Source organism: Amycolatopsis sp. cmx-11-12, assembly GCF_046269425.1.
Lineage (GTDB): Bacteria > Actinomycetota > Actinomycetes > Mycobacteriales > Pseudonocardiaceae > Amycolatopsis.
The window spans coordinates 215664-241475 of the sequence record NZ_JADNQM010000010.1; the positions used below are offsets into that span (position 1 = coordinate 215664).

The window sequence follows — 25812 nt, forward strand, 5'->3', positions numbered from 1 at the left end:
CGGAAGGACCGCGCGACTCGAACAATCAACCCTCGGACGAGCTGCCCGGCAGAGTGCGTACAGTCTCGTGGCGCAGCGCCTCGAACGCGTTCTTCCGCGCCCGCCGGCCCGCCATCGGGACCGCGGCGGCGAGCGGGTTCGGCTCCCGCTGCCGTTCGGCGGCGAACGCGCTCACCAGACGGGAGACCGCGTAGCGGCCGGCGACGTTGGCGCGCTGGAGAAGTCCCGCGTCAACGACGGATTCGAGGAGCTCGTCGGCGGTCTCGATCATGATGCCCATCGCCGCGGCGACACCGATCGACGTCGTCCAGCCCGCCCCGCTCTGTCCGAAGTGGTGGATGGCCTCGCGCCCGGCAGGAGAAAGGTGTTCGTACGCCGAGGTGAACCGGTCCCGGACATTGACGTCACCCACACAGAGGCTGTCCATGAGCCGTTCGCGGTCGGCGAGCTGACCCGCCGTGTACGCGATCGCCCATTCCGGGCGTGCGGCGATCTTGCGGCCGACGATGTTGATCGCCAGCGGAAGGTCACCGCACAGATCGGCGATCGCGTCCGTGGCGTCGTGCTCCGCCCGGACCCTGCTCGGACCGGCGATCCGGCCGATCAACGCCAGCGATTCCTTGCGCGTGAACGTATCCAGCTCGACACGGTTCGTGTCCTCCAGCCCGAGCAGCCGGGCGCGGCTGGTCACCACGACCTGACTGTGCGGGGCCTGGCCGAGCAGCGGCCGCACCTGCCCCTCGTCGCTGACCCCCGCGAGGAGAACGAACAACCGGCGTTCCGCCAGCAGGGACCGGTACAGGCCGATGCGCTGCATCGGGTCGTCGGGCACGAGATGCGCCGGCACGCCCAGCGCGCGCAGGAAGCCGCGCACGATCCCGTTGGCCGAGCGGCCGCCGGTGCCGCTGTTGCTCAGGTCGGCGTAAAGCTGCCCGTCCGGGAAGTCGGCGGCGACCTCTTCGGCGAGCCGCAACGCGAAGACGGTTTTACCTACCCCGATCGGACCACTGACGAGCAGCGGGACTTTGACCGGACCGGTCGCCCCGATCATCTCGGCGGCGTCGGCGAGATCCCGCTCCCTGCCGACGAAAGTCCTCGATCCCATGGGCAGCTGGGCCGGACGGGCGAGATGAATGACCCCGGATGCCAGCACGGGCGCGCCGTCCATCGGTATCTCGGCGGGCGGCGGGGCGGGCGCGCGTTCCTCGCGCGCCTCGACCCCACCGCCCGTTTGCCCGGCGAGACTCCGCCAACGCCGCTCCCACGCCGCGCGGTCCCCACCGCACGCGGAAACGAACGCCAGCGTCACAGCGAGAGTGGGCAGCCGGTGGCCGCTGGCCGCGCTGGACAGCACGGAAGGCGCGAACAGCGCCGTCCTGGCGAGTTCCCGGTAGCTCGGGTTTCCCGCCCGGTTCCGTAACACCCGCAGATCATGAGCGAATGCGGCGATCGGACCAGCGGAGCCGTCCAACGGTCGCTCTGGTCTGCCCATGCCTTCTTCCTCCCCTGGATGAGGCAACGCGGTCGCGCTGCGTGACCGACATCCTCGCGGCCTTCCTGGTCACAACACTAAAGGACCAATGAAGCTTGCAGCAGATACAAATAGGTGACTCAATGTACAAAGTCCAATAGATGGACACGGAAATTCACCCCCTTGGTGGCACCGGATAGGGTTCCCACATGTCTGGATCTCTCCCTCCGCTCGCCGAACTCCGGCGCGCGGCCGAAGTGTTCAACGGCTTCGCGAATGCCGACACCTCATGGCTTCGACTCAGCAAGGAAACGCGTTCCGCGATCGACCTGTCACAGGCCGCACACCGCACAATTCTTCTGCGCTGGCTGAACTCCTGGGGATGCCGTATCCGGTATCCGCGGGAAGGCGAACCAGCCCTCTTCGACGACGGGGTCCAGAACTGGTGGGAGACCTGGGGCGCCGCTCTGCCGTTCGTGGACCTCGTCCACCTAACGGATGCGGGCATCGACACGGCCGCGAAGGCGTACGCGGACCTCTCGGGCGTCGTCGTCTCAGCCGGACGGACGAGGCGCACACTGGGGCCGACCGCCGCGGCGAAGGCACTGTATGCGTTGCGGCCCAACACGATCATTCCGTGGGACGCCGCCATCGCGGCCGCCCTCCACGGCGACCGCGACGGCGCCGCGTTCGGCAGGCACCTGCGACTCGGCCGCACCTGGGCCGCGGCGGTGATCGCGGAGGCAGGGGACGAGATCCCCGCCCTTGTGGGCAGGCCCGTGTCGCTGGCCAAAATCCTCGACGAATATCTTTACGTCGTCTTCACCATGGGCGACGCGGGTGACTGGGGAACGGACAGCAGAGAATGGTGGAAAAATGGTAACTGGGGATGACGTCAGACGGATCGCTTCGGAGCTGCCCCGCGCCTATGAAGCGCTGGTGCGGGACCGGGCGAAGTTCCGCGTGGGACGAATCGTGTTCCTTTCGCTCTCGCCTGACGAAACCGTGCTGGGATTCGGCTATCCCAAAGAGGAGCGGGAAGCGCTCGTGGCAGGCGAGCCGGACAAGTTCATGATGCCGATTCCGTCCGATATGCGCTATCAGTGGGTTCGCGTCCGACTGTCCGCGATCGATTACGAAGAGTTACGAGAGCTGATCGTCGACTCGTGGCGAATGTGCGTGCCGAAGAAGGTCTGGGCGGAATACCTCGAAAAGAACCCCCGTCTTTCGAAGTAGGCTGTTCAGCCCCGTCGGCTACCCTTTTCGGTCGCGTGAATTCCCTTTCAGGCGACCGAACGCCCTTTCTGGGCAATACGCCACGGTCTGAGGGAAGGTGGTACGGAAGTCCGTGAAGGCCTCCTTCCCTACCTTGAGAGTAGGGAAGGAGGCCATCACGACGTGCGGGAGACGTCGCAGCGGGCGCGAAGGGACCTTCACGCGCTCTCACGGTGGAAACTGAGGTCACCCGAGCGAGAGCGTGGTCACCCCCACCCAAGTACATGAAGGCCCCCTTCCTTGCGCTAGGCGCAAGGAAGGGGGCCTTCATGTACTTGCGAACTACTCCGCGACCTCCTCGATCGCCGAAATCCCCCGGGAGCCGTGGGCGCCGTACCGTTCCCACACCTCGTTCAGCCGGATCCGCCCGTCCGGCAGGAACTCCGGCGTATTCGTGCTGTGCCCCGCGATCACCTGGCCGCTGGCCAGCACCATCGTGTAGGCCATGTCGATCGTCCCGTCCTCGCCGCACTTCCCGGTCAGCGACCCGAGCCGCACGCCGCCGCCGGTCAGTTCGGCCCACACCAGGTCGTCCTTCTGCCGGTACCGGGTGACCGGCGCGTTCGGGTCGGCGCTGACCTTGCGGAACCGTTTCCCGTCGTAGTTGATCATCCGTCCTGCTCCATTCGTCCGGGAGTGCCGGGGAACCAGAGGTCGTCCGAGGTGAGGTCCGCGAGGTCGTACTTGCCGAGCGCGCTGGTGAGCAGCCGCAGTTCGAGTTCGAGGCACCGCACCAGCCGCACGAGCCCTTCGGCCGCGTCCTCGTCGACGGCGAGCAGCGCCGCCCGGCCGAGGCCGACCGCGGAAGCGCCCATGGCCAGGCACTTCAGCGCACGGGCCCCTTCCCAGATCCGCCCCGACACCAGCAGCGACGCGTCGTGCTTCCCGACCCGACGCAGGCATTCCACCAGCGGCAAGCCCACCTGGTCGAGGAACACCGACGGCGCCCAGCCGGTGCCGCCCTCGGCACCGTCCACGGTGACGGCGTCCGCTCCCGCCGCCCAGGCGACCTGCGACGCCTCGCCGACGTCGCGGCCCGGGTGCAGTTTCACCCAGGCGCGGGCCCGCGGGTAGTTGTTGCGCATCAGGTGGATCTGCTGACGCAGGATCTCGCCGGTGAACGTGCCGGGGCTGCTCGAGCGCAGCAGCATGGCGGTGTCCGTGCCGAAGGCTTCGTCCACTGTGTACTGTTCGGCGACCTCGACGGCGGCCGTGCGCGAGAGCACGGTCATCCCGCCGAGACCCGGTTTGGCTCCCTGACCGACCTTGAGCTCGAACGCCAGCCGCCCGGTCTCCAGCAGTTTCGTCGCGGACGGGTCGCTGTAGACGAGGTTCCACACCTCCGCGTCGGCGTCCTCGGTGCTCTGCTGCACCACGACGCCGCCCAGCCCGTCCGGCACCGCGCCCGCGTACGCGCGGATCCGGCCGAGCAGACCGTCTTCGACGCTTTCGCCCATCCGGCCGTAGCCGTGCATGGGCACGACGTTCTCACCGATCACCATCGGCATCCCGAGCCTGCCGGCCTGCTCGCTCGCCGCGATCCCGAGACCGCTGCCCGCCACCTGCGTGGATCCGAACGCGCACAGGAACACCGGGGACGGCGCGGTGAACCCGCCGAGGACCGTCGAGAGCCCGACATCGCCGTAGACCGGTTCGCGCGCGAGGTCGAACATCTTCTCCAGACGCCGTGGGACGAACACCGGCGGCACGATCCGCGCGCGGTCGAGTTCGTCGGTACCCGAGTCGACGTCCGCGCCGAACAACGACCGGCCGTACCCGCCGACGTCGGGGAAGATCGCCGCGCTGCCTTCCCGCGCCCTGGCGCGGATCGCGTCTTCCGGAAGCTGCCGCGCGGTGATCACGGCGCCGCGATCCCCGGCAGCTTCGGGTACGCGTTGGCCTGCCAGATCGCGTCCAGCCCGGCGATGTAACGCGTCACCCGCTCCAGCCCCATCCCGAAGCCGGCGCTCGGCGGCAGCCCCTCGCGCGCGAGGTCGAGGTACCAGGCGTACTTCGCCGGGTTCTCCCCCGTCTCCCGCATCCGCTCGATGAGCCGCCGGTACTCGTGCGTGCGCTCGCCACCGCTGCACAGTTCGCCGAACCCCTCCGCGGCGATGAGGTCGAAGTTCCGCAGCACGCCCGGCTCGGTGCTCGACTCACCGTCGGTGAACCCGCGTGACCCCTTGGGATAGTCGACGATGAAGAACGGCCGGTTCGTCTGCTCGGAGATGATCCGCTCGCCCTGCCAGTCGATCTCCGCGTCGGCGCTCTGCCCGTGCAGCAGACCCTGCAGTCGCGACACCGCCTCACGGTGCGTCATCCGCTCGAAGTCCTCGTCCAGCAACGCCGTGAAGGCGTTCTGATCCCGGCCGAGCGTGGCAAGGTCCATTTTGGACTCTCGCAGCGTGTACGTGACCACGTGCCGGAGCAGGCCCTGCGCCAGGTCGAGGACGTCTTCGCGGCTCGCTCGCGCCACCTCGACGTCGATCTGGGTGAACTCGACCAGGTGCCGCCCGGTGGTCGAGGTCTCCAGCGGCTCCAGCCGGACGTTCGGAGCGACGTAGAAGATCTTGTCGAACGCGAGCAGCGACGCCTGCTTGTACAGGATGACGCTGGTCATCATCTTGTACTTGTGCCCGTAGTAGTCGACGTCGACCTGTTTGGCACCACGGCATCCCGGGTCGGTGACCGGCCCGATCAGCGGCGGTTGCAGCTCCACGAACCCGTTCATGCCGAGGTACTCACGGGTGCCCGCGGTGATGCTGTTCTGAATGCGCAACGCCGCCTGCGTCACCGGCGACGTCAGGTGCTCGCGGGTTCCCGGCGGCAGCGCCGCGCCCGGTGTTCCGGTCATGTTCCACTCCCCTGAATTAGTTGCACAGTCTCGATTCCCGGCATCCCGTACCGGTCGTCGAACGAGCGCTCGACGTAGCGGAGCGCGTCCAGCAGGCCGGACGACGTCATCCGCCGGTCCGCGGGCAGGTCGACGAGATCACCCAGTGGCATCGCGCCGATCCGCTGCCATTCCAGGCGCCCGCTCGGATCCAGCCGTCCGCGTGCGCGGCCGGCGTTGTCCGGATGCAGGCAGAACGGAACGTCCAGCTGGCCCCGCGCGAACGCGGTGACGAGCGCCCGGCCGAGGTCGTTGTCGAGCGAAAGTACGTTGTCCACCAACGCTTTCGCCTGCGCGTGGATCCCGGTGTCGCCGAGATGGCCGATCGGGGACACGCCCAGTGCGGCCTCGGCCGCGTGTTCGAGGGCGGTCACGTTCTCCGTCACGGTCGGCACGCGGTGCGCTTCGGCGGTGGTCTTGACGATCAGCCTGCTCGCTCCGGTTCGGGCGGCCAGCCGCGCGGACTCGGCCAGCAGCGCCAGCGCGCCGCCGGGAGTCCTCGGGTAGACGCCCATGTAGTTGTAGATCACGACATGCGTCCGCGCATGCGGCACGTATTCCCTGATGAGGGCGTGCAGTGCGGCGACGGCCTCCTCGTCCTGGCCGGCGTGCGTCCCCTGCGCGTAACTGAAGGAGATGCAGCGGACGCCGTGCCGCCAGAAGAACATTCCCTCCAGCACGCTCAGCGCCACCAGCAGCGCGGGCGGGCACAGCTGACCCATCATGCAGCCACCGAAGGTCTCCAGATGCGGTTCCAGCCGCGGTCCCCTGGCCAGTGCCAGCGTTTCGCAACAACGCCGCCAATTGTCGACGGCGGCCGAGAGCGGCATCCGGCTGTAGGGCAGGCAGTAGGAGACCGGTCCCCCTTCCGTCGCGTGCAGGCCGAGGTCCAGCAGCTTCCGCACGACCCGGCGGGGATCCGGCGAACCGTGCCGGATCTGCACCGGGAAATCCCCGGCCCGCACGGTGTCGAGCAACGCCGCCGTCGTGCCGGGCTCGTGGTCGACCAGCGGGTACCCGTTGAGGTCGGCACCCGCGGCCAGCGCCGCACGCGCCGCGTCGTGGTCGCCGACCCGGGTGTAGCTGTCGATCGTGATCGTGCCGACGGTCGCGGCCCTCGCCGCGCGCGTGGCGAGCAGGCCCCGGCCCATCCGCTCCGGATCGGCGAACCCCATCCGGGGCTGGACGACCAGTTCCCCTTTGGCGTGGTGGTTTGCGACAACCTCGCCGAACGAAAGTCCCCGTGGCGGGGCGAGCACGGTCATCCGGCACCCAGCGGGACACCGGTGCGCACCGAGAGCGTGTGGATGAACGTCCGGAACGGATTGAGCCCGCCGGAGTCCTCGAACACCGCGTCGAAGCCGGCCTCCAGCAGCCGCTCGGCGTTGCTCCCGCCGACGACGTCGAGCTTCCCGCCGATGACGACCGGCATCGTGACCAGGCCCGGCTGGGCACGGAAGCCCGCCATCAGCCGGACCCCGTCCTGGCAGCCGTGCCCGTTCACACTGCTGATCACCACCAGATCCGGCCGCCGGGTGGCGCATTCACGCACGATCGTCGCGTCCGGGACGCAGGCGCCGAGATTGGTCACCCGGCAGCCCAGTTCCTCCAGCAACAGCTCCAGGTACACCAGGTTCCAGGTGTGCGCGTCGGACGAGAGCCCGGTGACGATCACGTCGAGACCGGCGTCCGGGAGTGCGGGCTGGACGGCTTCGATGGTCATGGTGCGGCGTTCTCCCTCTCTTCGCCGTCCGGCCGCACGTCGATCTCGATCAGCGCGACCGCCTCTTCGGCCAGGCGCAACGCCTTCGCCGGGCTGTCCGCGGTCACCATCAGATCGCCGACGCGGTCCCACGAACTACGCAGCCCGTCGAACCGGTCACCGGCCGAAACACCGACGTCGCACATGAACACACCTTCGGCCTGTGACGCCTTGTCGACACCGCGCACGTCTTCGATGACACCGGGCTCGATGGACAGGAACCGCACGGCGGCACCACCTTCGGCCTGGCGTGGCAGCACATCCGTGACGGGCTCGTCCTTCATCACCGAGAAGTAGGCGCGATTCAGCTCCACCGGATAGGCACGCTGGATCAGCTCGATGATGCCGTCGCCCGCGAACCGGCCGGCGCATTCCACCAGGTACGGCACACCGGCCGAGACGATCCATTCACAGTGGACGATCCCGGTGCGGAACCCGGCCGCGCCGGTGAGCCGCCGCGTCTCCTCGGCCAGCAGCGCGGTCAGCTCGGCCGGAATTTCGGCGGGGACGATATGCGCGAGTTCCACCGGACGCGGCCCGGGGAACAGCTGCTTGCCGGTGACGTTGGCGAACAACGGCTCGCCGTCCCGCAACAGCATTTCGACGCTGTACTCGTCGCCCTCGACGAAGCTCTCGGCCAGCATCTTCAGTTCCATCGCGCGGTCCGGGACGAAAATGCCCTCGTCCTGCACGACGCAGTTCGCCCACGCCTGCTCGGCCTCGGCCGGGTCGGTGAGCACCTGGGTCCCCACCGACGCCTGCCGGTTCGCGGGCTTCAGCACGATCTTCCCCGGATTCCGCGCCATGAACTCACGGACCTGCGCCGGGCTTTCGACGCGCGCCGAGTCCGGGTTCGCGATCCCCGCCGCCCGGCTGACCAGGCGCAGCACCCCTTTGTCCCGCAGGATCTGCGCCGCGCCGAACCCCGCCCCCGGCAGGCCGTAGCGTTCCGCGAGCCGGGCCGCGAACGGGGTCGCGTACTCGGTCAGCGGCACCACCGCGGCCGGATCGAGGTCACGGTGGACGTGGTAGAACTCGTCCGCCTTGCCGGGGAGGTGGAACTCCCATTCGATCAGTTCGCGCACCAACGCCGAACCTGCCACCGTCTCCCGCGCGTTGCGCTTGCGGATGACGTCGGGCTCCTCGACGAAGATCACCGAGCCGTCCGGCTGGAAGTCCTTGATGGACGAACCGAGCGCGGCGGCCACGAACCCGACCAGCACCACCGGCCTTGTCATGACTCACCGTCCGCTGTGTCGTCGATGTAGTACCAGTTCTCGGGGTTGATCAGCCCGTACGGGTTCAGCGGCGTGAACCCGCGCAGGCTTCCGGCGACTTCGAACAACCGGCGAGGGAACGTCGGCATGAAGATCACCGGCGCCTGATCGGCGATGTACTCCTGGTACTCGTACAGGTCCGCGAGGTCGTCGGAGGTGACCGTCTTCGCGATCAGCTCGTCCGCCTTGGCGTCGCGGTAGTTGCTGAAGTTGCAGGCGGCGCCGCTCTGGAAGAGGTTCTCGCCGGTCGGGTAGTTGTAGACCCAGCCGCCGCCCCAGCAGGACAGCTCCCACATCCGCTTCTCGCCCGGCCCGTCCTCCGCCACCAGGACCGAACCCATCACCTCTTCCAGCCGGATCTCGATGCCCGCCTTCGACGCGTCGTCCCGGAACTGCGCCATGAGCCGTGCCAGCGATGGCCGTCCTTCCCAGTACCGCAGGGAGAAACTCAGCTCGGTGCCTGCCGGGATGCCCTCGCCTGCCTCGCCGGGACCGGTGCCAGGGCGGACGCACACCGCGGGCGAAGCGCTGACATCCCAGCCGTTTTCGGCCAGCAGCGTCCGCGCCTTCTCCAGGTCGAACGGCCAGAAACCGCCGCGTTCGGTGATCTTCGGCGACACCAGGTCGCTCTTGGGCAGCACCGGGATCGACCCGGTCTGGCTCCAGCCGTAGCCCTGGTAGACCTCGCGGGCGCCGTACTCCTGATCGAAACAGCTTTGCAGTGCCTGCCGGACATACGGCTGCCCGATCAGCTTCCCGGCGACCGTCGGGTTGCTGAAGTTCACCGCCATGAAGTTGATGTTGAACAGGATCTGCGGCTCCAGCTGGAATCCGTCGCCCAGCGGGTTCGGCCCGCCCTTCGTCGGGTCGCCGTCCGGCTGGACGCCCATCCCCGGCGGCAGGAAGCCGACCTGGACGTCGCCCGACCGCAGCAGTTCGTACTGCTGCTCGTCCGACGTCGTCGAAACCTGGCGCAGCTCATCGAGGTGCGGCGGGTTCGGCCCGCTGTAGTGCTCGTTCGGGACGAAGGTGATGACGCCTTCCTCCGTGTAGCTCTTCAGCCGCCACGGCCCGTTGACGACACTCCACACAGGACTGTCCGCCCAGCGCGTGCGGTGGCTGTTGTCCTCGGCGACGGGGTCACCGTTCTCCGCCATCAGGAACTCGTAGACCGCCTCGGCCTGACCGATGTCGTGCGTCGCGTCGGCGGGCCCGTCCACGGTGCGATCCCACGCCTTCGGCATCGGCGTGATCATGGTGAGCTGGTTCAGCAGCACCCAGTTCGTCGAGTACGCCTTGTCGAAGGTGAAGCTCACCTTGTCCTCGGCGACCTTCTCGAACGACACCAGGTTGTCCGGGAAGTAGCCCTCGCTGTAAGCGCCGAACCTCGGTCCCTTCACCTTCAGCATGTTCATCCAGAAGATGACGTTGTCCGCACAGACCGTCTCGCCGTTGGACCACTTCCACGGTTTGATCCGGACCGTGCAGGTGCGGCCGGTCTCGTCCCACACCGGCTCTTCGCCGACGCTGAGGTCGTAGTCGATGGCGGGTTCGCCGTCCCGGCCCAGCCAGTAGAGGGGCCGGTACATCAGCATCTGGAATTCGTAGAGGTTCCGCACGCCGAAGCGTTCACCGGGGGTGAACGGGAAGATCACCGCGGGCGGGAACCCTGGCAGGCAGGCCCAGGTCGCCACGCCACCCTTGATCGGCTTGTCCGTCATGACTTTCGCTTCCTCCGTAGTCGGCCGCGCTCAGGCGGCGGTCGCCTCGAGAACCTCGGCCGGCTGCTTCTTCTCCTGCGCCGAAAGGGGTTTCGCCAGACTGAAGTAGGTCCCGATCACGATCGCTCCCTGCAGCAGCGCCAGTCCCCAGAACGCGTAGGGCACGGTGGTCGCGTCCGCCAGTGTCGAGAGGCCGACGGTCGCGGCGACACCGAGGCCGAGACCGACCGCTTGCGTGCCACCGAAGATCCGGCCGACCCGGTCTTCCGGGCTCGCCCGCATCAGCAGGGTGCGGGCGGCGATCCGGCCTTGCGCGAAACAGAACCCGGCGAACGGGATCGCCGCCATCAGCGCGATGTAGTGCAAAGGCTGGATCGCGAGGCAGATCAGGTTCCCGAGCGTGCCGAGTACGGCGAGATGGATGCCCTTGAACCGTTTGCTGACCTTGCCGTACGCGGCGGCGCCGACGATGAAGCCGACCCCGGCCAGCGCGTCGACGACGCCGATCATCCACGCGCCCTGGTTGAACGTCTGCAGGATCAGCGTCGTCAGGATGACGTTGGCGACCATCAGGCCGATGTTCCCGTTGGCGTACAACAGCGCGAGCCGCTTGATCGGCTGGCGCACCGGAGCCTCGACAGGCACCGACGGGTCCGCCACCGTCTCCGTGACCACCGGCGCCTTCACGGGCTTGCGGCCGATCGCGTAGACGAGGACGGCCGAGAGGATGAAGGTCAGCGAGTTGAAGATGAACAGCGGGGTGGCACCGAACCAGATCACCAGGAACCCGGCGAGCGAGGACGCCAGCAGCATGCCCGAGTTGCTCGCCATCTCGAAGTGCGAGTTGAACTTCCCGAGCCGCTCGTCGGCGATCCGTTCCTTGATCAGGCCGTTGCTGGCCGGCATGAACAGCGCCGCGGTGCAGGCGAGCAGGAAGTTCGCTATGTAGGACCCCAGGTTCGCGGGACCGCCGATCCACAACCAGACCGGCAGGGCGAACGCCGTCATCGCGCTGATCAGGTCCGCGGCGACGCACAGCATCCGCCGGTCGACCTTGTCGACCAGCTTGCCGAACAGCAGCGCGAGCGCCACCTGCGGGATCGACACCGCGATGAACAGCCAGCCGACCGCCAGGGTGGTCTGTTCGGCGTGGAAGACCAGGATCGCGGCCGCGGTGATCTGGAACGCGTTGCCCGCCGTGGTGACGAACCCGGCGGGGACCAGCAGGCGTTCGGCGAGCCGGGAACTCCGGGCCGCGTCGGCGGAGAGGGTGGTGTCGAGTGACATGGGGTCTCAGACCTCGCTCGTGAGGGAAAATTCCAGTGGTGGTACGGCGAACGCCGTGGTGTGCGTGACGTCGAAGGCGTCCGCGGCGATCCGGAGGTCGAACCCACCCGCGCTCGCGGCCCGCGCGGTGAGGTCGATCAGGATCGGCGAAGCGCAGCCGATCAGCGCCCGCAGTTCGAGGAAGAGGTCGCCCAGCCTGCCGCGGAGCACCTCCTGGTCGAGGTTCCCCGCGACGGTGCGTTCCGTCGCCGCGCGCAGGCGTTCGACGTGCTGCACGATCAGGTCGGCCGCCCGGCTGAGGCTGAAGTCCTCGAGTTCGTAGTTCAGGGCGAACCGGGAGACCATCGCCGCCGCGCGTTCCGTCGCCTCGGTCGACACCGGGAGCGCGCCGTTCTCACCGCCGACCTCGGCGGTGAGTTTGGCCAGTGTCTCGGCGAGTTCGTTCCAGGGCGCGACGAGCCGCTCCCCCGCGACCTTCTCCAGCGCGGCCCGGCTGAAGTTCGTCCTGGCGAACTCGGGGGCGGTGAGGTTGAGGTGGAACCGCGCGATGTCACGCGGCACCTCGGCCGCCAGTTCGCGGGCCCACACCACATGTCCCTTGCTGGTGGAGAACTTCTCGTTCTCCAGTTCGTAGAACTCGTTGACGAGCAGGGTGTCCGGGAGGACGTAACGGCCCTCAAGAGCGATCAACTCGGCGACGTGGACGACGCCCCAGGTGAACAGCGGGTCGAACCCCATGAACACCACGACCCGCGCGTCGTTCTCCGCCAGCCACGCGTCGTCGTCGCCGCGTACCGGCTTTCCGTTGCGGCGCAAGGCGTACTCGGTGCAGTACATCGAGGCGGGCATTCCCTCGACCCACGCGTTGAGCCGCTGCCCCGGCGTCTGGAGGAACGGCGCGGGCAACCCCCAGTTCACCGGATACGTGATCGCGAAGTCCGGCAAAGGCCCGGCCAGCAGTTCCCGCATCAGGCCGAGGACGTGCGGCCGCCACGCCGGACCACGGTCCTCGTAGTAGGCGAGCAGCTGTTCGCGGTACTCCGAAACGGGGAAGACCATGATCTCCGTCTCGCGATAGGTCACCTCGTCGTCCGGGTGGAGCACCGAGTAGGGCTCGATGAGCGCGTCGAAATCGATCGGATGCCCGCAGCCCTCGCAGAAACCACCGCGACTGTCGGCGAGACAGGTCGGGCAGCCGCCGCCGACGAACCCCTCGACCAGGAACTCGCCCTTGCTCTCGCTGTACGGCAGCCGCACCTTGCGCAGGCGAAGCTTTCCCTTGTCGTACAAGCGTTTGACGTAATCATGGACGAGGGCCTTGTAGCCGTCGTCAGTCGGCGAGAAACCGTCGACCTCGACCCCCATCGCCTTGAACGTGCTCTGGATGGCGTCGGTCGACTGCTTCACCAGCTCGGGCGGCGTCGTCCCGACCCGCGCCGCGCTGGTGACGAGGTAGGTCTGGCTGTCGTCGGTGCAGGAGGCGAACACGCCTTCGCGGCCGGCCGCGCGCAGGTACCGCCGGTGCACGTCGGCGCCGAGGTACGGGCCCGCGATATGCCCGATGTGCAGGTCCCCGTTGGACGTCGGGGGGCCGCCGATGATCACCACCGGTCTCGTGTCGGGGGCCGTGGTCACGCCGTCTCCTCGTGCCGGGCGGTGAACTTCGCGCTCATGTCCGGGTCCCACCAGATCGCGTACATCTCGAAGTCCTCCGCGCCGTCGTTGAGGATGCGGTGTTCGGTGCCGGGCGCGTGGAACTCGACGTCACCAGGACGGAACGTGCGGCGCTCTCCCCCGGCCTCGACGACCGCCTCACCGTTGACGGCGATGAAGATCTCGTACTCGTGGTGGGAATGCGCACCCGTCGCGCCGTGTGCCGGCACCGTGACCCAGGCGCCTTCGAACGGCGCGTTCAGCGCCGCCCACGGCAGGAGCCGGTGGCCGTAGGCGCCGTTCTCGAAGACCATCTTTTCCCGCTCCAGCGGACGGATCTCCATGACTTTCTCTTCCCTCTCGGTGATCAGGGGATGGCCACGATGGGCGCGGTGCCCGACGTCGGCTGCGGCGGCACCGCGGGGATTTCGCCGCGGTGGGCGAGGATGTCCTGCAAGATGTCGTTGGCGCGCGGGGCGAGCACGCTCAGCAAGGAGTCCGCGATCCCGTGCGTCGCCTCGTTGACGCCCTGGAGGTAGACGGCCGCGGTGGCGGGCTGGTCGATCTCCAGCCGGTAGTCGCGCGTCACCTTGATCTCCGAGAGGCCGATCGATTTCGCGATCTCCTGGACCATCCTCGGCATCTCCGGGGAGAAGCCGGTGCCGAGCAGCACGAGGTCCGTCCGCAGTTCCTGGACCTCGCCGGTGCGGCGGTCGGTCAGCTCCAGCACGACCTCGTCGCCGTCGTCGCGGGCGTCGGTGATGTCGTTCATCGTGATCATCCGCAGCCGGGAGCGGCCGGAAAGGCGGTCCAGGTACACCGTGCGGTAGAGCGAGTCCATCGTCCCCGGAGCCAGCCCGGAGTAGTTGGTGTGGTGCATCTCCTTGAGCATCTGCTCGCGGGCGTCCGGCAGCGCGTCGAAGAATGTGTCCACATGGGACGGGAAGAACAGCTCGTTGTTGAACTTGCTGCTCTCGTAGTAGTTCAGGCCGATCGAGCGCATCACCATGGTCGGCTTGCATTCGGGCAGATCGTTCTGCACCGAGCAGAACAGTTCCGCCGCGCTCTGCCCGGCGCCGATCACCGCGACGCGGTACGGGAAGTCCTTGCGCAGCTTGGCGACCCTCGGCAGGTACTGCGTACTGTGGATGACGCGATCCTGGTTCACCGTCCGGAGCTGGTCGGGGATCCGCGCGTCCCGTCCCGCGCCGACCACCAGGTACCGGCTGCGGATGGTCTCGCCGTCGGCGACCTTGGTCTCCCAGCCGGTGAGCGTTCCGTCCGTCCACACAGGAGTGATGTCAAGGCATTCCTTGCCGCGCTGCAAATCGACCAGCGAGAGCGAATCGGCCGTCCACTTGAGATAGTCGGCCAGCTCGACCCGGTACGGGACGAAGCTGCCCATGTTCACGAACTCGTTGAGCCGGTTGGTGGCGTGCAGGTAGTTGAGGAACGAGAACCGGCTGCACGGATTGCGCAGGGTCACCAGGTCCTTGAGGAACGAGACCTGCGAAAGCGCCTCCGGCAGGAGCATCCCCCGCTGCCAGGAGACCTCCTCGTCGCGTTCGATCAGGACCGAATCGCGGGCCAGTCCGGGCGCGAGCTCCTCCAGTGCCACTGCGAGTGCCAGGTTGGACGGTCCTGCTCCGACTGCGAGAAGCTCGACATCACGGTTCGCCATTGTTTGCTCCGCCATCGTTGAGAGTACTGGGAAGGTGTTCTGCGGTGCCGGTGCGCGGTCAGCCACCGGCGGCAACCGAGGGCAGCAGAGGGTGCGCGGTCAGCCGGACCTGGGCCATGGCCTTGTCCAGCACCACTTCACAGTCGTCGGGATCGCGGCCGGCGCAGATCACGTACGCGTGCCGCGAGATGAACTCCGCCGGTGGCAGCCGCATCCGCGCCCCCGGTTCGACGAGCGCGTCGGCGGCGAGAACGCCGTTGTCCCGCATGGAATCCGGCACGGACACGGACTCGACGACGCAGTCCTGTTTCGGGTAGCCGAACCGCACCCCGATCCACCGGGGCTCGGCCTCGTGCGGGAGATGCGGCCGCATGCCGAGCGCGACGTCGACCGCGGCCGCGGCCGGGTCGATCCCGGTCGCGAACCGCGCCAGCAACGGGATCAGGTCCCCGCCGAGCCTGCCGTTGATCTCGATGATCACCGGCCCGCGCTCGGTGAGCTTGAGTTCGGTATGGGTGATGCCGTACCGGAAATCGATCGCGCCGTGCGCGCGGGCCAGTGTCGACCGGAGTGCCGGGTCGGCGAGCAGTTCGTCCTTCGAACTCACCAGGTGACCGAGTTCCTCGAAGTACGGGTGCATGCCGACCGTCTTGTGCGCGACGAACATCGGCGTGTACTCGCCGTCGACGACGGCGCCGTCCACGCTGATCTCGGGACCGGTCAGGTACTCCTCGACCAGTGCCCCGCCCTGGTAGGCGGGAGAGCCGCCGAAACTGGCGTCCTCCGCGGTCCGGAACGCCTTCCGCACCGCCTCGCCGTCTTCCGCGAGGCTGACGCCGATGCTGGCCCCGCCCCCTCGCGGCTTGACGACGACCGGGTACCCGATCCGCTCGGCCACGCGGACGGCCTGCTCTTCGTCGTGCACGAAACCGAAGTCCGGCTGGGCCAGCCCGGCCGCGGTGAGTGTCCGCCGATTCAGCCACTTGTCGCGGCAGCCTTCGATCGCGGAGACCCCGGCGCCCGGCACGCCGAGTTCGTCCGCGACATGCGCGGCCGTCACGATCAGCGCCTCGTCCCAGGACACCACACCGAGCACCGGGGTGGCCGCGTTCAGCGTGCGGGCCGCGGCCAGCACCGCGTCGCGGTCCGGCAAGTCCAGCACCGTGGCGCCGGTGATGTAGCGCTCCTGCCAGGTCGGCTCGGTCCCGTTGAACAGCCACAAGGGATGCCGGTGCCCGGCCGACGCCAACAGGTACTCCCGGTACGGCCGCATCCCGCAGCCGATGACCAGGACAACACCCTCCGCTGAGCTCATTCCCTCTCCCCACCAGCCCGTCGCTTCGTCGCGGGCTACTACATCCCGGGGATTGGTTGACCGGAACCCTTGATTCGGGCAGAACAATCAACGAGATGCGCGGAGAGGGCGCGGGCGCTATGGGGATTGCGCTGTCCCCGCAAGTAGTCGGCTACTTGCGGCACCGGGTCGCACCAGGCGACCGCAAGTAGTCGACTACTTGCGGAGGTTCGTCAGAGGGCGGCGTCGTAGGCGGCGGCGAGTCGTTCCAGCACACCGGGCCCGTCCCGGTCCGGCGCCTGCTCGCCGAGATGGACGACCCGAAGTTCGGCCATGAACTCCGCCCACAGTTCCGGCCCGCCCGCGGCGAGCAGTTCGGCCCGCACCCTCAGGCGCTTCGTGGTCGGGCGGTGGGTCAAGCCCCACGAACCGAGCTGGGCGAACACGGGCACCAGCTGGATCGACGCCTCGGTCAGGCTGTACGCGGCCCGCTTGCCGGGGCCGGCGTCCTCACGGGTCAGCAGACCGGCCTTGACCAGCCGTTTCAGCCTGTCGGCGAGGATGTTGGAGGCGATCCCCTCTTCGGATCCGGCGAGCAGTTCGCGGAAATAGCGCCGCGTGCCGAACATGATGTCCCGCAGGACGAGCAGGCTCCAGCTGTCGCCGAACGCCTCGACCGCGGCGTTGATCGGGCAGCCCGAACGGGCGGGTTCCACCATTCGTCTCACCTCCGGAAGAAGTGGTTGCAAACTACCATCACCCACTCTACGGTGAGCAAACCGATTGCACATCGCAAGCAGTAGGAGACGAGATGCTCGAACCACAGACCGCGAGCGGAAAAGTGCTCTGGCACTTCACGATGTCCCTGGACGGCTTCGTCGCGGGCCCGGGCCACAGCATGGACTGGATGGGCGGCACCACGTCCCGGCCGGGCCTGACCGACGAGTACGCGTCGACCACCGGCGCCGTCCTCGGCGGCCGCGACGGCTGGGACGCCTACCCCGACCCCAGCGGCATCTACGGCGGCGCCTGGCAGGGGCCGCTCTTCGTCCTCACCCACCACCCCGAGGACGCGACCCCCACCGAAGGCGTCACCTTCCTGAACTGCGGCCCGGCCGAAGCGGTCCGGATCGGACTGGAGGCGGCAGGCGGGAAGAACCTCGAAGTGTTCTCGCCGAACATCGGCCGCCAACTGCTCGGACTCGGCTTGATCGACGAGATCGACCTGCACATCGCGCCGGTCCTGCTCGGCGACGGCATCCGGCTGTACGACAACCCGGGCGGCACGCCGATCCGCCTCCACGGACTCGGCAAAGCGGACCCGTTCGCCGAAGTCGACGTCCGCTTCAAGCCCATCTAGTGTGGCGATTCGTTGGTTCGTGCTCAGATTCCGGTGTTGTGTCACGCTGTTCGGCGTACCGTGCGCCCAGCCGCCCAGCACGTGTCGCGAAAGCCACTTTCGCGACATCTGACGTCCCGAAAGTGGCTTTCGCGACACATCAGGTCCGGCGCTGCTGGCGAATCCGGGTCCTGACAGGACTGCGAGCGGCGGCGGCAGGTCGGACGAGTAGGTCGTGAGCGGTAAATAGCCCCACCAACCTCAGGAGCAACGATTGACGCGCGACGCTAGCGAGTTCTACGTCACGCAGAAAGTTTTCGACACTGTGCAGATTTTTCTCTGCACTGTGTCATAGTGGCTTCGTGGCAGCGAAACGTCGTGACACACCGAGCAAAGGCGACCAGCGGGAACAGGCGATCCTGGACGCCGCCGAGACTCTGCTCGAACGGGAGCACACCGAACCGATGACCGTCGAGTCGATCGCCAAGGGCGCCGGCCTTTCCCGCGGCTCGCTGTACTTCTACTTCGGATCGAAGCAGGAGGTCCTCGCCGCACTGGTCGCGCGCACAGTCGCCCGGTTGCAGATGGACGAACAGTCCACTGACCTCGACTCGCCCGTGCGCGACGTCGTACGAAAGGCCGTGGAGAACACGGCCCGCGCGTGGCGCGAGCACGGAACCGTGATGCGAGCGGCGGTCGACTTCAGTGCCGAAGTACCCGAGATCGCCCGTCTTTGGCACGGCACCATCGCCAACAACACCGAGGCCATGGCCCGCGTCCTCGTCGCCGCCGGACTGTCCGATGAGGACGGTCCGGCCGGGGCCGCGGCCATCGCCAACGCACTCTGCTGGATGACCGAACGCAACTTCTATCACGCGTCGGCACAACCCAGCGGCCTGGATCGGATGACCGAGACGATGGTCGAGATCTGGTGCCGCGTCCTCCCTGGAGCGTGACCATGCTTTTCCTGATCACCGGTGTCAGCGGCGGCCTCGGCCGCGCTTTCGCCCAAGGCGCCCTCGACGCCGGGCACAGCGTCGTCGGCACGGTCCGCCGGGAAGACGACCTCGCGACGTTCGAAGCGCTCGCGCCGGGACGTGCGCACGCGCGTCGGCTGGATGTCACCGACGACGACGCGGTGTACTCCGTCGTCGGTGACGTCGAGGAACAGGTCGGACCGATCGACGTGCTCATCGCGAACGCCGGCTACGGGCACGAGGGCGTGTTCGAGGAGTCACCGCTGTCGGAACTGCGTGCGCAGTTCGCCGTCAACGTTTTCGGTGTGGCCGCCACCGTCCACGCCGTTCTGCCGTTCATGCGGAAACGCCGCGCGGGGCACGTGTTCGCCGTCAGCTCCATGGGCGGGCTGATGACCGTGCCAGGGCTGGCCTATTACTGCGGCAGCAAGTACGCCGTGGAGGGCATCCTGGAGACCGTCGCCAAGGAGGTCGCGGACTTCGGCGTACACGTGACGATCATCGAACCCGGCTCGTTCCGCACGGACTGGGCGGGCCGATCGATGGTCCGCACCGAACGGTCCATCCAGGACTACGACAAGCTGTTCGAGCCCATCCGCACGGCCCGGCAGGCAGCGAGCGGCAACCAGCTGGGCGATCCGGCCAAAGCCGCCGAGGCCGTCCTGCGAGTCCTCGAAGCAGAGAATCCCCCTGTGCACCTGGCACTGGGCTCGGACGCGCTGCGACTGGTCGCGACCGGCCGCTCGGCGGTCGAGCAGGATCTGCGCGAGTGGGAGGAGCTGTCTCGCTCCACCGACTTCCCCGACGGCCACCAGATCACGTCGAACTGACATCGGAGTTCAGTTCCGGTTCCCGTACGACTGCTCGCACGGATATCCGTCACGATCGGCGTCCCAGCTCAGCGGGCGCCCCGCGTTCACCCAGGCGCTGAACGCGTAGGTGAACGAGTACCCCTCGGCGAACAGACGCTGGCACGAGGTAAGACTCGGCGCCACGGGTGCCCGCGTGACGGTCACCGGCGGTTCCACCACGACCACCGAAGTGGGTGGCGGGGCGACGACCGCGGTGGTCGTCGACGGCGGCACGATCTCCCGCACCACGGTGACCGGTGTCCCGGCGGTCGGCGTCCCGCAACCACCCAGTGCCGCAACGGAAACGGCGGCACCCGCCGAAACCAGCAGTGCCGTGACCATTCTGTTCATACCCTTGCCCTCCGATGGAACCGCCGAACCCTCACGAGAGGAGAACGGCGGTTTCACCGGCGGCGTAACAGGTTTCCCGCGATCGGAGCCGCAAGGCCCCGGAAGTCGGGAGCTTCGGCACCGAGCGGATCGGGCCGGAAGTCTCTAGCCCTGGATGACGTTCACCATCCACGAGATGCCGAACTTGTCGGTGCAGGCACCGAATTCGTCACCCCACATCTGCTTTTCGAACGGCACCGAGACGGTACCGTCGGCGGAGAGTTTCTCCCAGTACCCGCGCAATTCCTCACCGTCGTCACCGCTGAGGCTGACCGACAGATTGGTGCCCGGATTATGCGTCATTCCCGGCGGCGTGTCCGACGCCATGATCGTGTAGCCGCTCGGTGCGTCGAGCTGACTGTGCATGATCTGGTCCTCCACCGGCGAACCCGCCATACCGGACTCGCCGAACGTGTTCAGCGTCAGTTCTCCGCCGAACACCGACTTGTAGAATTCCATGGCTTGCCGGGCATCGCCGGCAAAGCTGATGTAGGGATTGAGACGGGAAGCCACTGGACGCTCCTTCAGGTCGAGTCACGAGCATCCTGGCAGACGCCACCGGACGCGACAACGACTGAACTACACCCGGGTGAATTCCTTCGCGCAACGAAAATTCAACCCCGTTCACCGAATGCGGTGAGCGATTTCCCCAACGCGCTCCGATAGCCGACGTCGCTTCGGTTTGACCGGGCGGCGAGCCGGGAAATCGGGGGAATGGCGACCAAGGCACCCGGGGCGGATCCGCCCGAGACCGTCGATCTGCGCAGGCTCCGTTCGGCGGCGGCCGGCTGTCGCGGCTGCGATCTCTACCGCGACGCGACCCAGACCGTCTTCGGTGAAGGCCCCCGTGGGGCGGAGGTCATGGTGGTCGGCGAACAACCGGGCGACCAGGAGGATCAGGCGGGCGCCCCGTTCGTCGGCCCCGCCGGGCGGTTGCTCGACCGCGCCCTCGACGAAGCGGGCTTCGACCGCCGGAAGATCTACGTCACCAACGCCGTCAAGCACTTCAAGTTCAAGCGCGACGAACGCGGCAAGCGGCGCATCCACAAGACGCCTTCGAAGACCGAAATCGTCGCGTGCCGCCCATGGCTGCGCGCCGAACTGTCGGCTGTCCATCCGGACCTGCTGATCTTTCTCGGCGCCACGGCGGCGAAGGCGCTGCTGGGCGACGACTTCCGCATCACTCGCAGCCGCGGTGAGCGAATCGAACTCCCCGAGTTCGCCACCACCGCGGTCACCACCGTTCACCCGTCCGCGGTACTGCGTGCGCCCGACCGCGACGAGGCGTATCAGGCCTTCGTCGCGGACCTCGTGGTGGCGCGCGGCACCCGCTGAATCAAGCCACTTCGGTGCTGCGGCCACCGTCGTGCAGACCGAGCATGTCCAGGAGTGTCGCGCAGTCGTCGGCGTCCGTCGCCCGTGAAGCCACGACAAGGGCCGCCTTACGACGGATCGCTTCCTGCTCCGGCGAGTCTTGGCCCTCCGGCAGCAGGTCGGGTACCGGGTGGAGCCCGAGTTCGCTCATCAGTTCCCCCTTCGGTGAAGGCCGGCTTGCCGCTCTAGTACCCACGATCGCCGACTTGCACACAGGTGTCCCCGTACGGACGCGCAGAGACAGGGCAGACGTACTCCGTCCGTGTGAATCAGCCGCGCAACGCCGGGAGCAGCGTCTCCTCGGCGAAACGAAGGAAACCCTCCTGCTGGTCACCGCCGATCTGGATCAGGGCGAGGTCGGTGAATCCGGCCGCCTCGAACTCGCCTGCCTGCTTCACGATCTGGTCGACGTCCGGCCCGCAGGGGATGGCCGCGGCGACGTCCTCGGGTTTGACGAACTGGGTGGCACCGGCGAATCCCGCCGGCCCCGGCAGTTCGGCGTTGACCTTCCAGCCGCCGGCGAACCAGCGGAACTGCTCGTGCGCCCGCTGGATCGCGGCGTCGCGGTCCTCGCCCCAGGACACCGGCAGCTGGGCGATCTTCCTGGACGGCGGGCCGGGTTTGGTGGCGTCCCACTCGCTGCTCAGCGACTCGTTCGGTTCGACGGCGATCATCGCGTCGGCGATCGGCGCGAACCGGGTCACCGACTGTGACCCGGACACCGCGACGGCGATCGGGACACGCTGCTCCGGCAGATCCCACAGCTTCGCCGAGTCCACCCGGAAGTGGTCACCGGCGTAGTTGAAATACCCGCCGTCGAACAGCCCGCCGATGATCTGGACGGCCTCGGCGAGCATCTCGTGCCGTACGTTCGCCGGTGGCCAGCCACGGCCGACGACGTGCTCGTTGAGGTTCTCCCCCGCCCCAAGCCCGAGGGTGAACCGGCCGTCGGACAGCGCCTGGACGGTCGCCGCCTTCTGCGCCACCACCGCCGGGTGGTAACGCATGGTGGGGCAGGTCACGAACGTCATCAGCTCGACCCGTTCGGTGCTCTGGGTGACCGCCCCCAGCACGCTCCACGCGTACGGCGAATGGCCCTGCTCGTCCAGCCAAGGGGAGTAATGGTCGCTCATCACCTCGAAGTCGAATCCGGCCTTCTCCGCCCCGGCGGCGTATCCGACCAGGTCCTTCGGCCCGGTTTGTTCGGTCATGAGCGTGTAGCCGATCCGCATCGGCGCCTCCTTCCGTCTGACCTCCGCGTACCCGTCTGCTTCGGGTGTCAACCGGAGGTTTATCCGGCGAAACGATCGGGGTACCTGAGCTGAGGAGAAGGGAGCAGCCATGCCTCAACAGAGTTGGAGCGACAAACGCGAACGACAGTACGAGCACATCAAGGACTCGGCGAAGGACCGTGGAGCGAGCACGGACCGCGCGGAGGAGATCGCCGCGCGCACGGTGAACAAGAACCGCGCGCAGGCCGGCGAGTCGCGGGAGGCGAGCAAGACCTCCACCCAGGACATGTCCCCGCAGCGGCGAGGCGGCAAGCGGTCCGGAAACCGGCAGGGCCCGAACGGCCCCACCAAAGACCAGCTCTACAACGACGCGAAGAAGCGCAACATCGAGGGCAGGTCGAAGATGTCCAAAAAGGAGCTTCAGCGCGCACTTGGCCGTTGATCACCTGTCCCGCGGCGGGTCCCTGTCGCGGTTGCCCCACGGCCATGGACGGATAGGTCTCGCAATGGATTCACACGCACGGGGCAGCCTCACCCCCGAAACCCGCCATGAGCAGGACGGGTATCTCGACCGAGTAGAACTCCGCCTCCCCGCTGAGGCGGAGCAGATCCCCCTCGTCCGCACGCTCACCCACGGTGTGGTGGCACGTGCGGACTTCGGCTTGGATGCCATTTCAGACGCGAAGATGGCCGTCGACGAAGCCTGTTCCCAACTGGTCCAGCCCGCAGAACTGGGAGCGACTCTGTGTTGCGTCTTTCACGAGATCCCGGAAGGGATAGCCGTTTCGATCTCCACCCGGACGGCAGAACCGCATCTTCCGAGCGAAACGACGTTCGGATGGCACGTTCTGACGACCCTGACGCGGTCGGCGGTGGCTCGCTGCGAGCCGATCCCCGGCGAAGCGGGGAGTACGACGACGATCGACCTCGTCCTGACACCGGGAACGAGCGACGGGTGAACGCCGAGCGCAAGTCGACCACCCGCCAGGCGGACGACTACGCCCATTGCCAGCCGCTGTTCGACGAGATGTTCTCGCTGCCGGAGGACTCCCCCCGGCGCCAGGCCCTGCGTGCCCGGCTGGTCACCGAACTGCTGCCGCTCGCCGAGCACATCGCCACCCGGTTCTCCGGGCGAGGCGAACCTCGCGAGGATCTCGTGCAGGTGGCACGGATCGGGCTGATCAACGCGGTCGACCGCTTCGACCCCGGCCGCGGCCACGACTTCCTCTCCTTCGCCGTGCCCACGATCATGGGCGAGGTCCGGCGGCACTTCAGGGACACCGGCTGGTCCGTCCGCGTACCGAGACGGCTCAAGGAACTCCACGTCTCACTCAGCCAGGGCACGGCCGCGTTGTCCCAGCGCCTCGGCCGCGCGCCGACACCGACCGAACTCGCCGAATACCTCGAACTCGAAGTGAACGAGGTGCGCGAAGGGCTGCTCGCCGGTCAGGCGTATCAGACGTTGTCGGTCGACAAGCCGGTTCACGACGACGCCACCGAGGCCCTGTCCCTCGCCGACACGATCGGCGAAGAGGACCACGAGATGGCCTTGGTGGAAACCCACGAGGCGCTGCAACCGTTGCTGCGGGAACTCCCGAAACGGGAACGCGCGATCCTCGTGATGCGGTTCTTCGGCGGCTACACCCAGACGCAGATCGCGGAGCGGGTCGGCATCTCGCAGATGCACGTTTCGCGGCTTCTTTCGCAGACGCTGGAACAGCTGCGAGGGAAGCTTTCGGAGTAGACCGGCGTGACGGCGCCCGGTCACCTGAAGTACATGAAGGCCCCCTTCCTTGCGCTAGGCGCAAGGAAGGGGGCCTTCATGTACTTGGGAAAGGGGCCTTCACGAGCCGACGCTGTGGCTGGTGATGCTGCGGAGGCACTTTGACCGTCCACAGAGGACACTTTCGAGGTCGAACCGTCCGATTAGATGCCTTATGTCCGCATCGCCAAGGTCGTGAAGGCCTCCTTGCCTACCTTGAGGGTAGGCAAGGAGGCCTTCACGACCTTGGTTCGCGCCGAAGGGGCGTGCGCGACCGAAACGGCCACGGCCACCTAAGCAAGGGGAATCTTGAGGGACCCAGGGTCCCTCAAGGAGTCCTTCACGGACCCCGCCTTACCCGCCTTAGATATCTAAAGCACTGTTGGCTCTATCCTTCCTACCACTTACGAGACCCGACCGCGCCTGACTCGCGTGAAGGCCCCCTTCCCTCGGCTGAGCCGAGGGAAGGGGCCTTCACGCGCAAAGCGGTCGGACTAAGGCGTCGTGTACGGCGCCTGCTGCTCGATCGACGGGCTCGCGGTCGGGAAGCGGCCTTCCTGACCGGGCACCGGGGTCACCGTGGTGCCCTGCCGTTCAGGCTCGACACGCCCCCGCGGACGGTTGATCACCGCTTCGGCCTCCTGCTCACCACGGATCCGCGAGAGCACGCTGAGCGTGATCGCGTGGGCGATGGCCAGGACCAGCAACAGAACGCCCAGCCTGCCCACCACACCCGGCAGGTCACTGCCCCCGATGTCGACGGTCGACAGCAGCGCAAGCACGCCCAGCGTCGCGAGGTGGAACAGCACCGTGACGAGCCACGTCATGGACGCCCCGGCGGCCGGATCGCCGTGGGAACCTCGCAGGTAACGCTTACCGCTCTGGTAGATGATCAGGCCGTCGAGCATGACCAGCGCCACCCCGATGACGAGGAAGGCGACGTATGCGTTGGTAGTCATGCCAGGACGCTCCCTTCGTTGTGGACCACACCCATGAAGTACCCGGGACCTTCCCCTGGAAAACGGCGTTTTCCAGGGGAAGGTCCCGGGCGAAGGTCAGCTGCCGGGGCGATCCACGTCACCGCGCCACGCGCCGGTCTCGTGACCGCGGCTTTCGATGAACTCCTTGAACCGCTTCATGTCGCCCTTGATCCGGCGGTCGAGCACGCCGAGCTTGTCGGCGACGTTCTCGGCGAAGCCCTCCGGGTCGATCTCCATCTGCGCCGTGACACGGGTCTTGTTGTCGTCCAGGCGATGGAAGGTGATGACGCCGGCGTGGTCGGGACCGGAGTCCGACGTCCACGCGACGCGCTCGTCGGGATGCTGTTCGGTGATGGTCGCGTCGAATTCCCGGCTCACACCACCGAACTTGGTCACCCAGTGGGTGTGAGTCGCGTCGACCTGGCGGATCTCCTCGACGCCTTCCATGAACTTCGGGAAGGACTCGAACTGGGTCCACTGGTTGTACGCGGTCTTGACCGGTACGTCGACATCGACCATTTCGGTGATCGTGCTCATGCATCCTCCTGTTTGTTGGGTGCTTTCGAGCCGGCAATCCCTCGGCTACCCGGCAC

At 67.5% G+C, this 25812-nt stretch carries 28 protein-coding genes; 8 read left to right on the forward strand and 20 right to left on the reverse strand.

Features of this window, described 5'->3' with window-relative positions:
- Positions 1-25: 25 nt before the first annotated feature.
- Entirely contained in the window at positions 26-1492 is a 1467-nt protein-coding gene (locus tag ACLARN_RS16730) for an NB-ARC domain-containing protein (protein WP_409492322.1), read from the reverse strand.
- A gap of 188 nt (positions 1493-1680) precedes the next feature.
- Between ACLARN_RS16730 and ACLARN_RS16735 the strand changes: the two genes are divergently transcribed.
- Entirely contained in the window at positions 1681-2364 is a 684-nt protein-coding gene (locus ACLARN_RS16735) for a hypothetical protein (protein ID WP_409492323.1), read from the forward strand.
- Positions 2348-2707, forward strand: coding sequence for an MmcQ/YjbR family DNA-binding protein (locus ACLARN_RS16740; protein WP_409492324.1), 360 nt, complete (start codon positions 2348-2350; stop codon positions 2705-2707). Before ACLARN_RS16735 ends, ACLARN_RS16740 begins: the two co-directional genes overlap by 17 nt.
- Positions 2708-3028: 321 nt before the next feature.
- On the opposite strand, the gene ACLARN_RS16745 is transcribed toward ACLARN_RS16740, so the two are convergent.
- From ACLARN_RS16745 to ACLARN_RS16805, 13 genes are all read right to left on the reverse strand, one after another.
- A complete protein-coding gene (locus ACLARN_RS16745) occupies positions 3029-3358 on the reverse strand; it encodes a hypothetical protein (RefSeq protein ID WP_409492325.1) in 330 nt (109 codons plus the stop codon).
- Positions 3355-4608: a glutamate synthase-related protein gene (locus ACLARN_RS16750; protein WP_409492326.1), complete on the reverse strand. Its 1254-nt coding sequence runs from the start codon at positions 4606-4608 to the stop codon at positions 3355-3357. Before ACLARN_RS16750 ends, ACLARN_RS16745 begins: the two co-directional genes overlap by 4 nt.
- Positions 4605-5600: an asparagine synthetase A gene (locus tag ACLARN_RS16755; protein WP_409492327.1), complete on the reverse strand. Its 996-nt coding sequence runs from the start codon at positions 5598-5600 to the stop codon at positions 4605-4607. The genes ACLARN_RS16750 and ACLARN_RS16755 overlap by 4 nt, the downstream gene beginning before the upstream one ends.
- Entirely contained in the window at positions 5597-6904 is a 1308-nt protein-coding gene (locus ACLARN_RS16760) for a methylaspartate mutase (RefSeq protein ID WP_409492328.1), read from the reverse strand. The genes ACLARN_RS16755 and ACLARN_RS16760 overlap by 4 nt, the downstream gene beginning before the upstream one ends.
- Positions 6901-7362, reverse strand: coding sequence for a cobalamin B12-binding domain-containing protein (locus tag ACLARN_RS16765; RefSeq protein ID WP_409492329.1), 462 nt, complete (start codon positions 7360-7362; stop codon positions 6901-6903). The genes ACLARN_RS16760 and ACLARN_RS16765 overlap by 4 nt, the downstream gene beginning before the upstream one ends.
- On the reverse strand, positions 7359-8639 hold the full coding sequence (locus ACLARN_RS16770) for an ATP-grasp domain-containing protein (protein ID WP_409492330.1): 1281 nt from the start codon (positions 8637-8639) through the stop codon (positions 7359-7361). Before ACLARN_RS16770 ends, ACLARN_RS16765 begins: the two co-directional genes overlap by 4 nt.
- Positions 8636-10399: an ABC transporter substrate-binding protein gene (locus ACLARN_RS16775; RefSeq protein ID WP_409492331.1), complete on the reverse strand. Its 1764-nt coding sequence runs from the start codon at positions 10397-10399 to the stop codon at positions 8636-8638. The genes ACLARN_RS16770 and ACLARN_RS16775 overlap by 4 nt, the downstream gene beginning before the upstream one ends.
- A 30-nt stretch (positions 10400-10429) precedes the next feature.
- The gene (locus ACLARN_RS16780) at positions 10430-11686 is read right to left on the reverse strand and encodes an MFS transporter (RefSeq protein WP_409492332.1); all 1257 of its coding nucleotides are present in this window, start codon (positions 11684-11686) and stop codon (positions 10430-10432) included.
- A 6-nt stretch (positions 11687-11692) separates the two neighbouring features.
- Positions 11693-13321, reverse strand: coding sequence for a class I tRNA ligase family protein (locus tag ACLARN_RS16785; protein WP_409492333.1), 1629 nt, complete (start codon positions 13319-13321; stop codon positions 11693-11695).
- Complete coding sequence (locus ACLARN_RS16790; protein ID WP_409492334.1) at positions 13318-13683, reverse strand: cupin domain-containing protein; 366 nt, start codon at positions 13681-13683, stop codon at positions 13318-13320. The genes ACLARN_RS16785 and ACLARN_RS16790 overlap by 4 nt, the downstream gene beginning before the upstream one ends.
- A gap of 23 nt (positions 13684-13706) precedes the next feature.
- A complete protein-coding gene (locus ACLARN_RS16795; RefSeq protein WP_409492335.1) occupies positions 13707-15020 on the reverse strand; it encodes a lysine N(6)-hydroxylase/L-ornithine N(5)-oxygenase family protein in 1314 nt (437 codons plus the stop codon).
- Positions 15021-15078: 58 nt separating this feature from the next.
- Entirely contained in the window at positions 15079-16335 is a 1257-nt protein-coding gene (locus ACLARN_RS16800) for an ATP-grasp domain-containing protein (protein WP_409492336.1), read from the reverse strand.
- Positions 16336-16547: 212 nt separating this feature from the next.
- On the reverse strand, positions 16548-17033 hold the full coding sequence (locus tag ACLARN_RS16805) for a winged helix-turn-helix transcriptional regulator (RefSeq protein ID WP_409492337.1): 486 nt from the start codon (positions 17031-17033) through the stop codon (positions 16548-16550).
- A gap of 92 nt (positions 17034-17125) precedes the next feature.
- Here ACLARN_RS16805 and ACLARN_RS16810 point away from each other — a divergent pair, with 92 nt between their 5' ends.
- The 3 genes from ACLARN_RS16810 (at position 17126) to ACLARN_RS16820 (ending at position 19460) form a co-directional block, all read left to right on the forward strand.
- Complete coding sequence (locus tag ACLARN_RS16810; RefSeq protein WP_409492338.1) at positions 17126-17674, forward strand: dihydrofolate reductase family protein; 549 nt, start codon at positions 17126-17128, stop codon at positions 17672-17674.
- 341 nt (positions 17675-18015) lie between these two features.
- Complete coding sequence (locus ACLARN_RS16815; protein WP_409492339.1) at positions 18016-18609, forward strand: TetR/AcrR family transcriptional regulator; 594 nt, start codon at positions 18016-18018, stop codon at positions 18607-18609.
- A gap of 2 nt (positions 18610-18611) precedes the next feature.
- Complete coding sequence (locus ACLARN_RS16820; RefSeq protein WP_409492340.1) at positions 18612-19460, forward strand: oxidoreductase; 849 nt, start codon at positions 18612-18614, stop codon at positions 19458-19460.
- A gap of 9 nt (positions 19461-19469) precedes the next feature.
- Here the strand turns inward: ACLARN_RS16820 and ACLARN_RS16825 are convergent, their stop codons facing one another.
- Positions 19470-19832, reverse strand: coding sequence for a hypothetical protein (locus ACLARN_RS16825; RefSeq protein ID WP_409492341.1), 363 nt, complete (start codon positions 19830-19832; stop codon positions 19470-19472).
- A 144-nt stretch (positions 19833-19976) separates the two neighbouring features.
- Positions 19977-20384, reverse strand: a complete 408-nt coding sequence (locus tag ACLARN_RS16830; RefSeq protein ID WP_409492342.1) for a VOC family protein — start codon at positions 20382-20384, stop codon at positions 19977-19979.
- A gap of 201 nt (positions 20385-20585) precedes the next feature.
- Here ACLARN_RS16830 and ACLARN_RS16835 point away from each other — a divergent pair, with 201 nt between their 5' ends.
- Complete coding sequence (locus ACLARN_RS16835) at positions 20586-21206, forward strand: UdgX family uracil-DNA binding protein (protein WP_409492343.1); 621 nt, start codon at positions 20586-20588, stop codon at positions 21204-21206.
- Position 21207: 1 nt separating this feature from the next.
- On the opposite strand, the gene ACLARN_RS16840 is transcribed toward ACLARN_RS16835, so the two are convergent.
- Together ACLARN_RS16840 and ACLARN_RS16845 are read right to left on the reverse strand one after the other, a co-directional pair.
- On the reverse strand, positions 21208-21396 hold the full coding sequence (locus ACLARN_RS16840) for a hypothetical protein (RefSeq protein WP_409492344.1): 189 nt from the start codon (positions 21394-21396) through the stop codon (positions 21208-21210).
- A 118-nt stretch (positions 21397-21514) separates the two neighbouring features.
- Complete coding sequence (locus ACLARN_RS16845; protein WP_409492345.1) at positions 21515-22477, reverse strand: TIGR03557 family F420-dependent LLM class oxidoreductase; 963 nt, start codon at positions 22475-22477, stop codon at positions 21515-21517.
- 109 nt (positions 22478-22586) lie between these two features.
- Between ACLARN_RS16845 and ACLARN_RS16850 the strand changes: the two genes are divergently transcribed.
- Entirely contained in the window at positions 22587-22919 is a 333-nt protein-coding gene (locus ACLARN_RS16850; RefSeq protein ID WP_409492346.1) for a plasmid stabilization protein, read from the forward strand.
- Positions 22920-23432: 513 nt separating this feature from the next.
- Positions 23433-24221: a SigB/SigF/SigG family RNA polymerase sigma factor gene (locus ACLARN_RS16855; RefSeq protein ID WP_409492408.1), complete on the forward strand. Its 789-nt coding sequence runs from the start codon at positions 23433-23435 to the stop codon at positions 24219-24221.
- Positions 24222-24733: 512 nt separating this feature from the next.
- Here the strand turns inward: ACLARN_RS16855 and ACLARN_RS16860 are convergent.
- The gene (locus ACLARN_RS16860; RefSeq protein WP_409492347.1) at positions 24734-25198 is read right to left on the reverse strand and encodes a hypothetical protein; all 465 of its coding nucleotides are present in this window, start codon (positions 25196-25198) and stop codon (positions 24734-24736) included.
- 96 nt (positions 25199-25294) lie between these two features.
- Positions 25295-25756, reverse strand: a complete 462-nt coding sequence (locus ACLARN_RS16865) for an SRPBCC family protein (RefSeq protein WP_409492348.1) — start codon at positions 25754-25756, stop codon at positions 25295-25297.
- Between the last annotated feature and the right edge of the window lie 56 nt (positions 25757-25812).

What these genes read in the sequence shown, in the direction of transcription:
- ACLARN_RS16740 (WP_409492324.1), top strand. Translation starts at nt 2,348, where the DNA reads ATGGTAACTGGGGATGACGTCAGACGGATCGCTTCGGAGCTGCCCCGC.
- ACLARN_RS16765 (WP_409492329.1), bottom strand. Translation starts at nt 7,362, where the DNA reads ATGACCATCGAAGCCGTCCAGCCCGCACTCCCGGACGCCGGTCTCGAC.
- ACLARN_RS16860 (WP_409492347.1), bottom strand. Translation starts at nt 25,198, where the DNA reads ATGACTACCAACGCATACGTCGCCTTCCTCGTCATCGGGGTGGCGCTG.
- ACLARN_RS16775 (WP_409492331.1), bottom strand. Translation starts at nt 10,399, where the DNA reads ATGACGGACAAGCCGATCAAGGGTGGCGTGGCGACCTGGGCCTGCCTG.
- ACLARN_RS16845 (WP_409492345.1), bottom strand. Translation starts at nt 22,477, where the DNA reads ATGCGGATCGGCTACACGCTCATGACCGAACAAACCGGGCCGAAGGAC.
- ACLARN_RS16730 (WP_409492322.1), bottom strand. Translation starts at nt 1,492, where the DNA reads ATGGGCAGACCAGAGCGACCGTTGGACGGCTCCGCTGGTCCGATCGCC.
- ACLARN_RS16805 (WP_409492337.1), bottom strand. Translation starts at nt 17,033, where the DNA reads ATGGTGGAACCCGCCCGTTCGGGCTGCCCGATCAACGCCGCGGTCGAG.
- ACLARN_RS16825 (WP_409492341.1), bottom strand. Translation starts at nt 19,832, where the DNA reads ATGAACAGAATGGTCACGGCACTGCTGGTTTCGGCGGGTGCCGCCGTT.
- ACLARN_RS16755 (WP_409492327.1), bottom strand. Translation starts at nt 5,600, where the DNA reads ATGACCGGAACACCGGGCGCGGCGCTGCCGCCGGGAACCCGCGAGCAC.
- ACLARN_RS16790 (WP_409492334.1), bottom strand. Translation starts at nt 13,683, where the DNA reads ATGGAGATCCGTCCGCTGGAGCGGGAAAAGATGGTCTTCGAGAACGGC.
- ACLARN_RS16770 (WP_409492330.1), bottom strand. Translation starts at nt 8,639, where the DNA reads ATGACAAGGCCGGTGGTGCTGGTCGGGTTCGTGGCCGCCGCGCTCGGT.
- ACLARN_RS16835 (WP_409492343.1), top strand. Translation starts at nt 20,586, where the DNA reads ATGGCGACCAAGGCACCCGGGGCGGATCCGCCCGAGACCGTCGATCTG.
- ACLARN_RS16760 (WP_409492328.1), bottom strand. Translation starts at nt 6,904, where the DNA reads ATGACCGTGCTCGCCCCGCCACGGGGACTTTCGTTCGGCGAGGTTGTC.
- ACLARN_RS16735 (WP_409492323.1), top strand. Translation starts at nt 1,681, where the DNA reads ATGTCTGGATCTCTCCCTCCGCTCGCCGAACTCCGGCGCGCGGCCGAA.
- ACLARN_RS16800 (WP_409492336.1), bottom strand. Translation starts at nt 16,335, where the DNA reads ATGAGCTCAGCGGAGGGTGTTGTCCTGGTCATCGGCTGCGGGATGCGG.
- ACLARN_RS16850 (WP_409492346.1), top strand. Translation starts at nt 22,587, where the DNA reads ATGCCTCAACAGAGTTGGAGCGACAAACGCGAACGACAGTACGAGCAC.
- ACLARN_RS16820 (WP_409492340.1), top strand. Translation starts at nt 18,612, where the DNA reads ATGCTTTTCCTGATCACCGGTGTCAGCGGCGGCCTCGGCCGCGCTTTC.
- ACLARN_RS16840 (WP_409492344.1), bottom strand. Translation starts at nt 21,396, where the DNA reads ATGAGCGAACTCGGGCTCCACCCGGTACCCGACCTGCTGCCGGAGGGC.
- ACLARN_RS16810 (WP_409492338.1), top strand. Translation starts at nt 17,126, where the DNA reads ATGCTCGAACCACAGACCGCGAGCGGAAAAGTGCTCTGGCACTTCACG.
- ACLARN_RS16745 (WP_409492325.1), bottom strand. Translation starts at nt 3,358, where the DNA reads ATGATCAACTACGACGGGAAACGGTTCCGCAAGGTCAGCGCCGACCCG.
- ACLARN_RS16780 (WP_409492332.1), bottom strand. Translation starts at nt 11,686, where the DNA reads ATGTCACTCGACACCACCCTCTCCGCCGACGCGGCCCGGAGTTCCCGG.
- ACLARN_RS16795 (WP_409492335.1), bottom strand. Translation starts at nt 15,020, where the DNA reads ATGGCGAACCGTGATGTCGAGCTTCTCGCAGTCGGAGCAGGACCGTCC.
- ACLARN_RS16865 (WP_409492348.1), bottom strand. Translation starts at nt 25,756, where the DNA reads ATGAGCACGATCACCGAAATGGTCGATGTCGACGTACCGGTCAAGACC.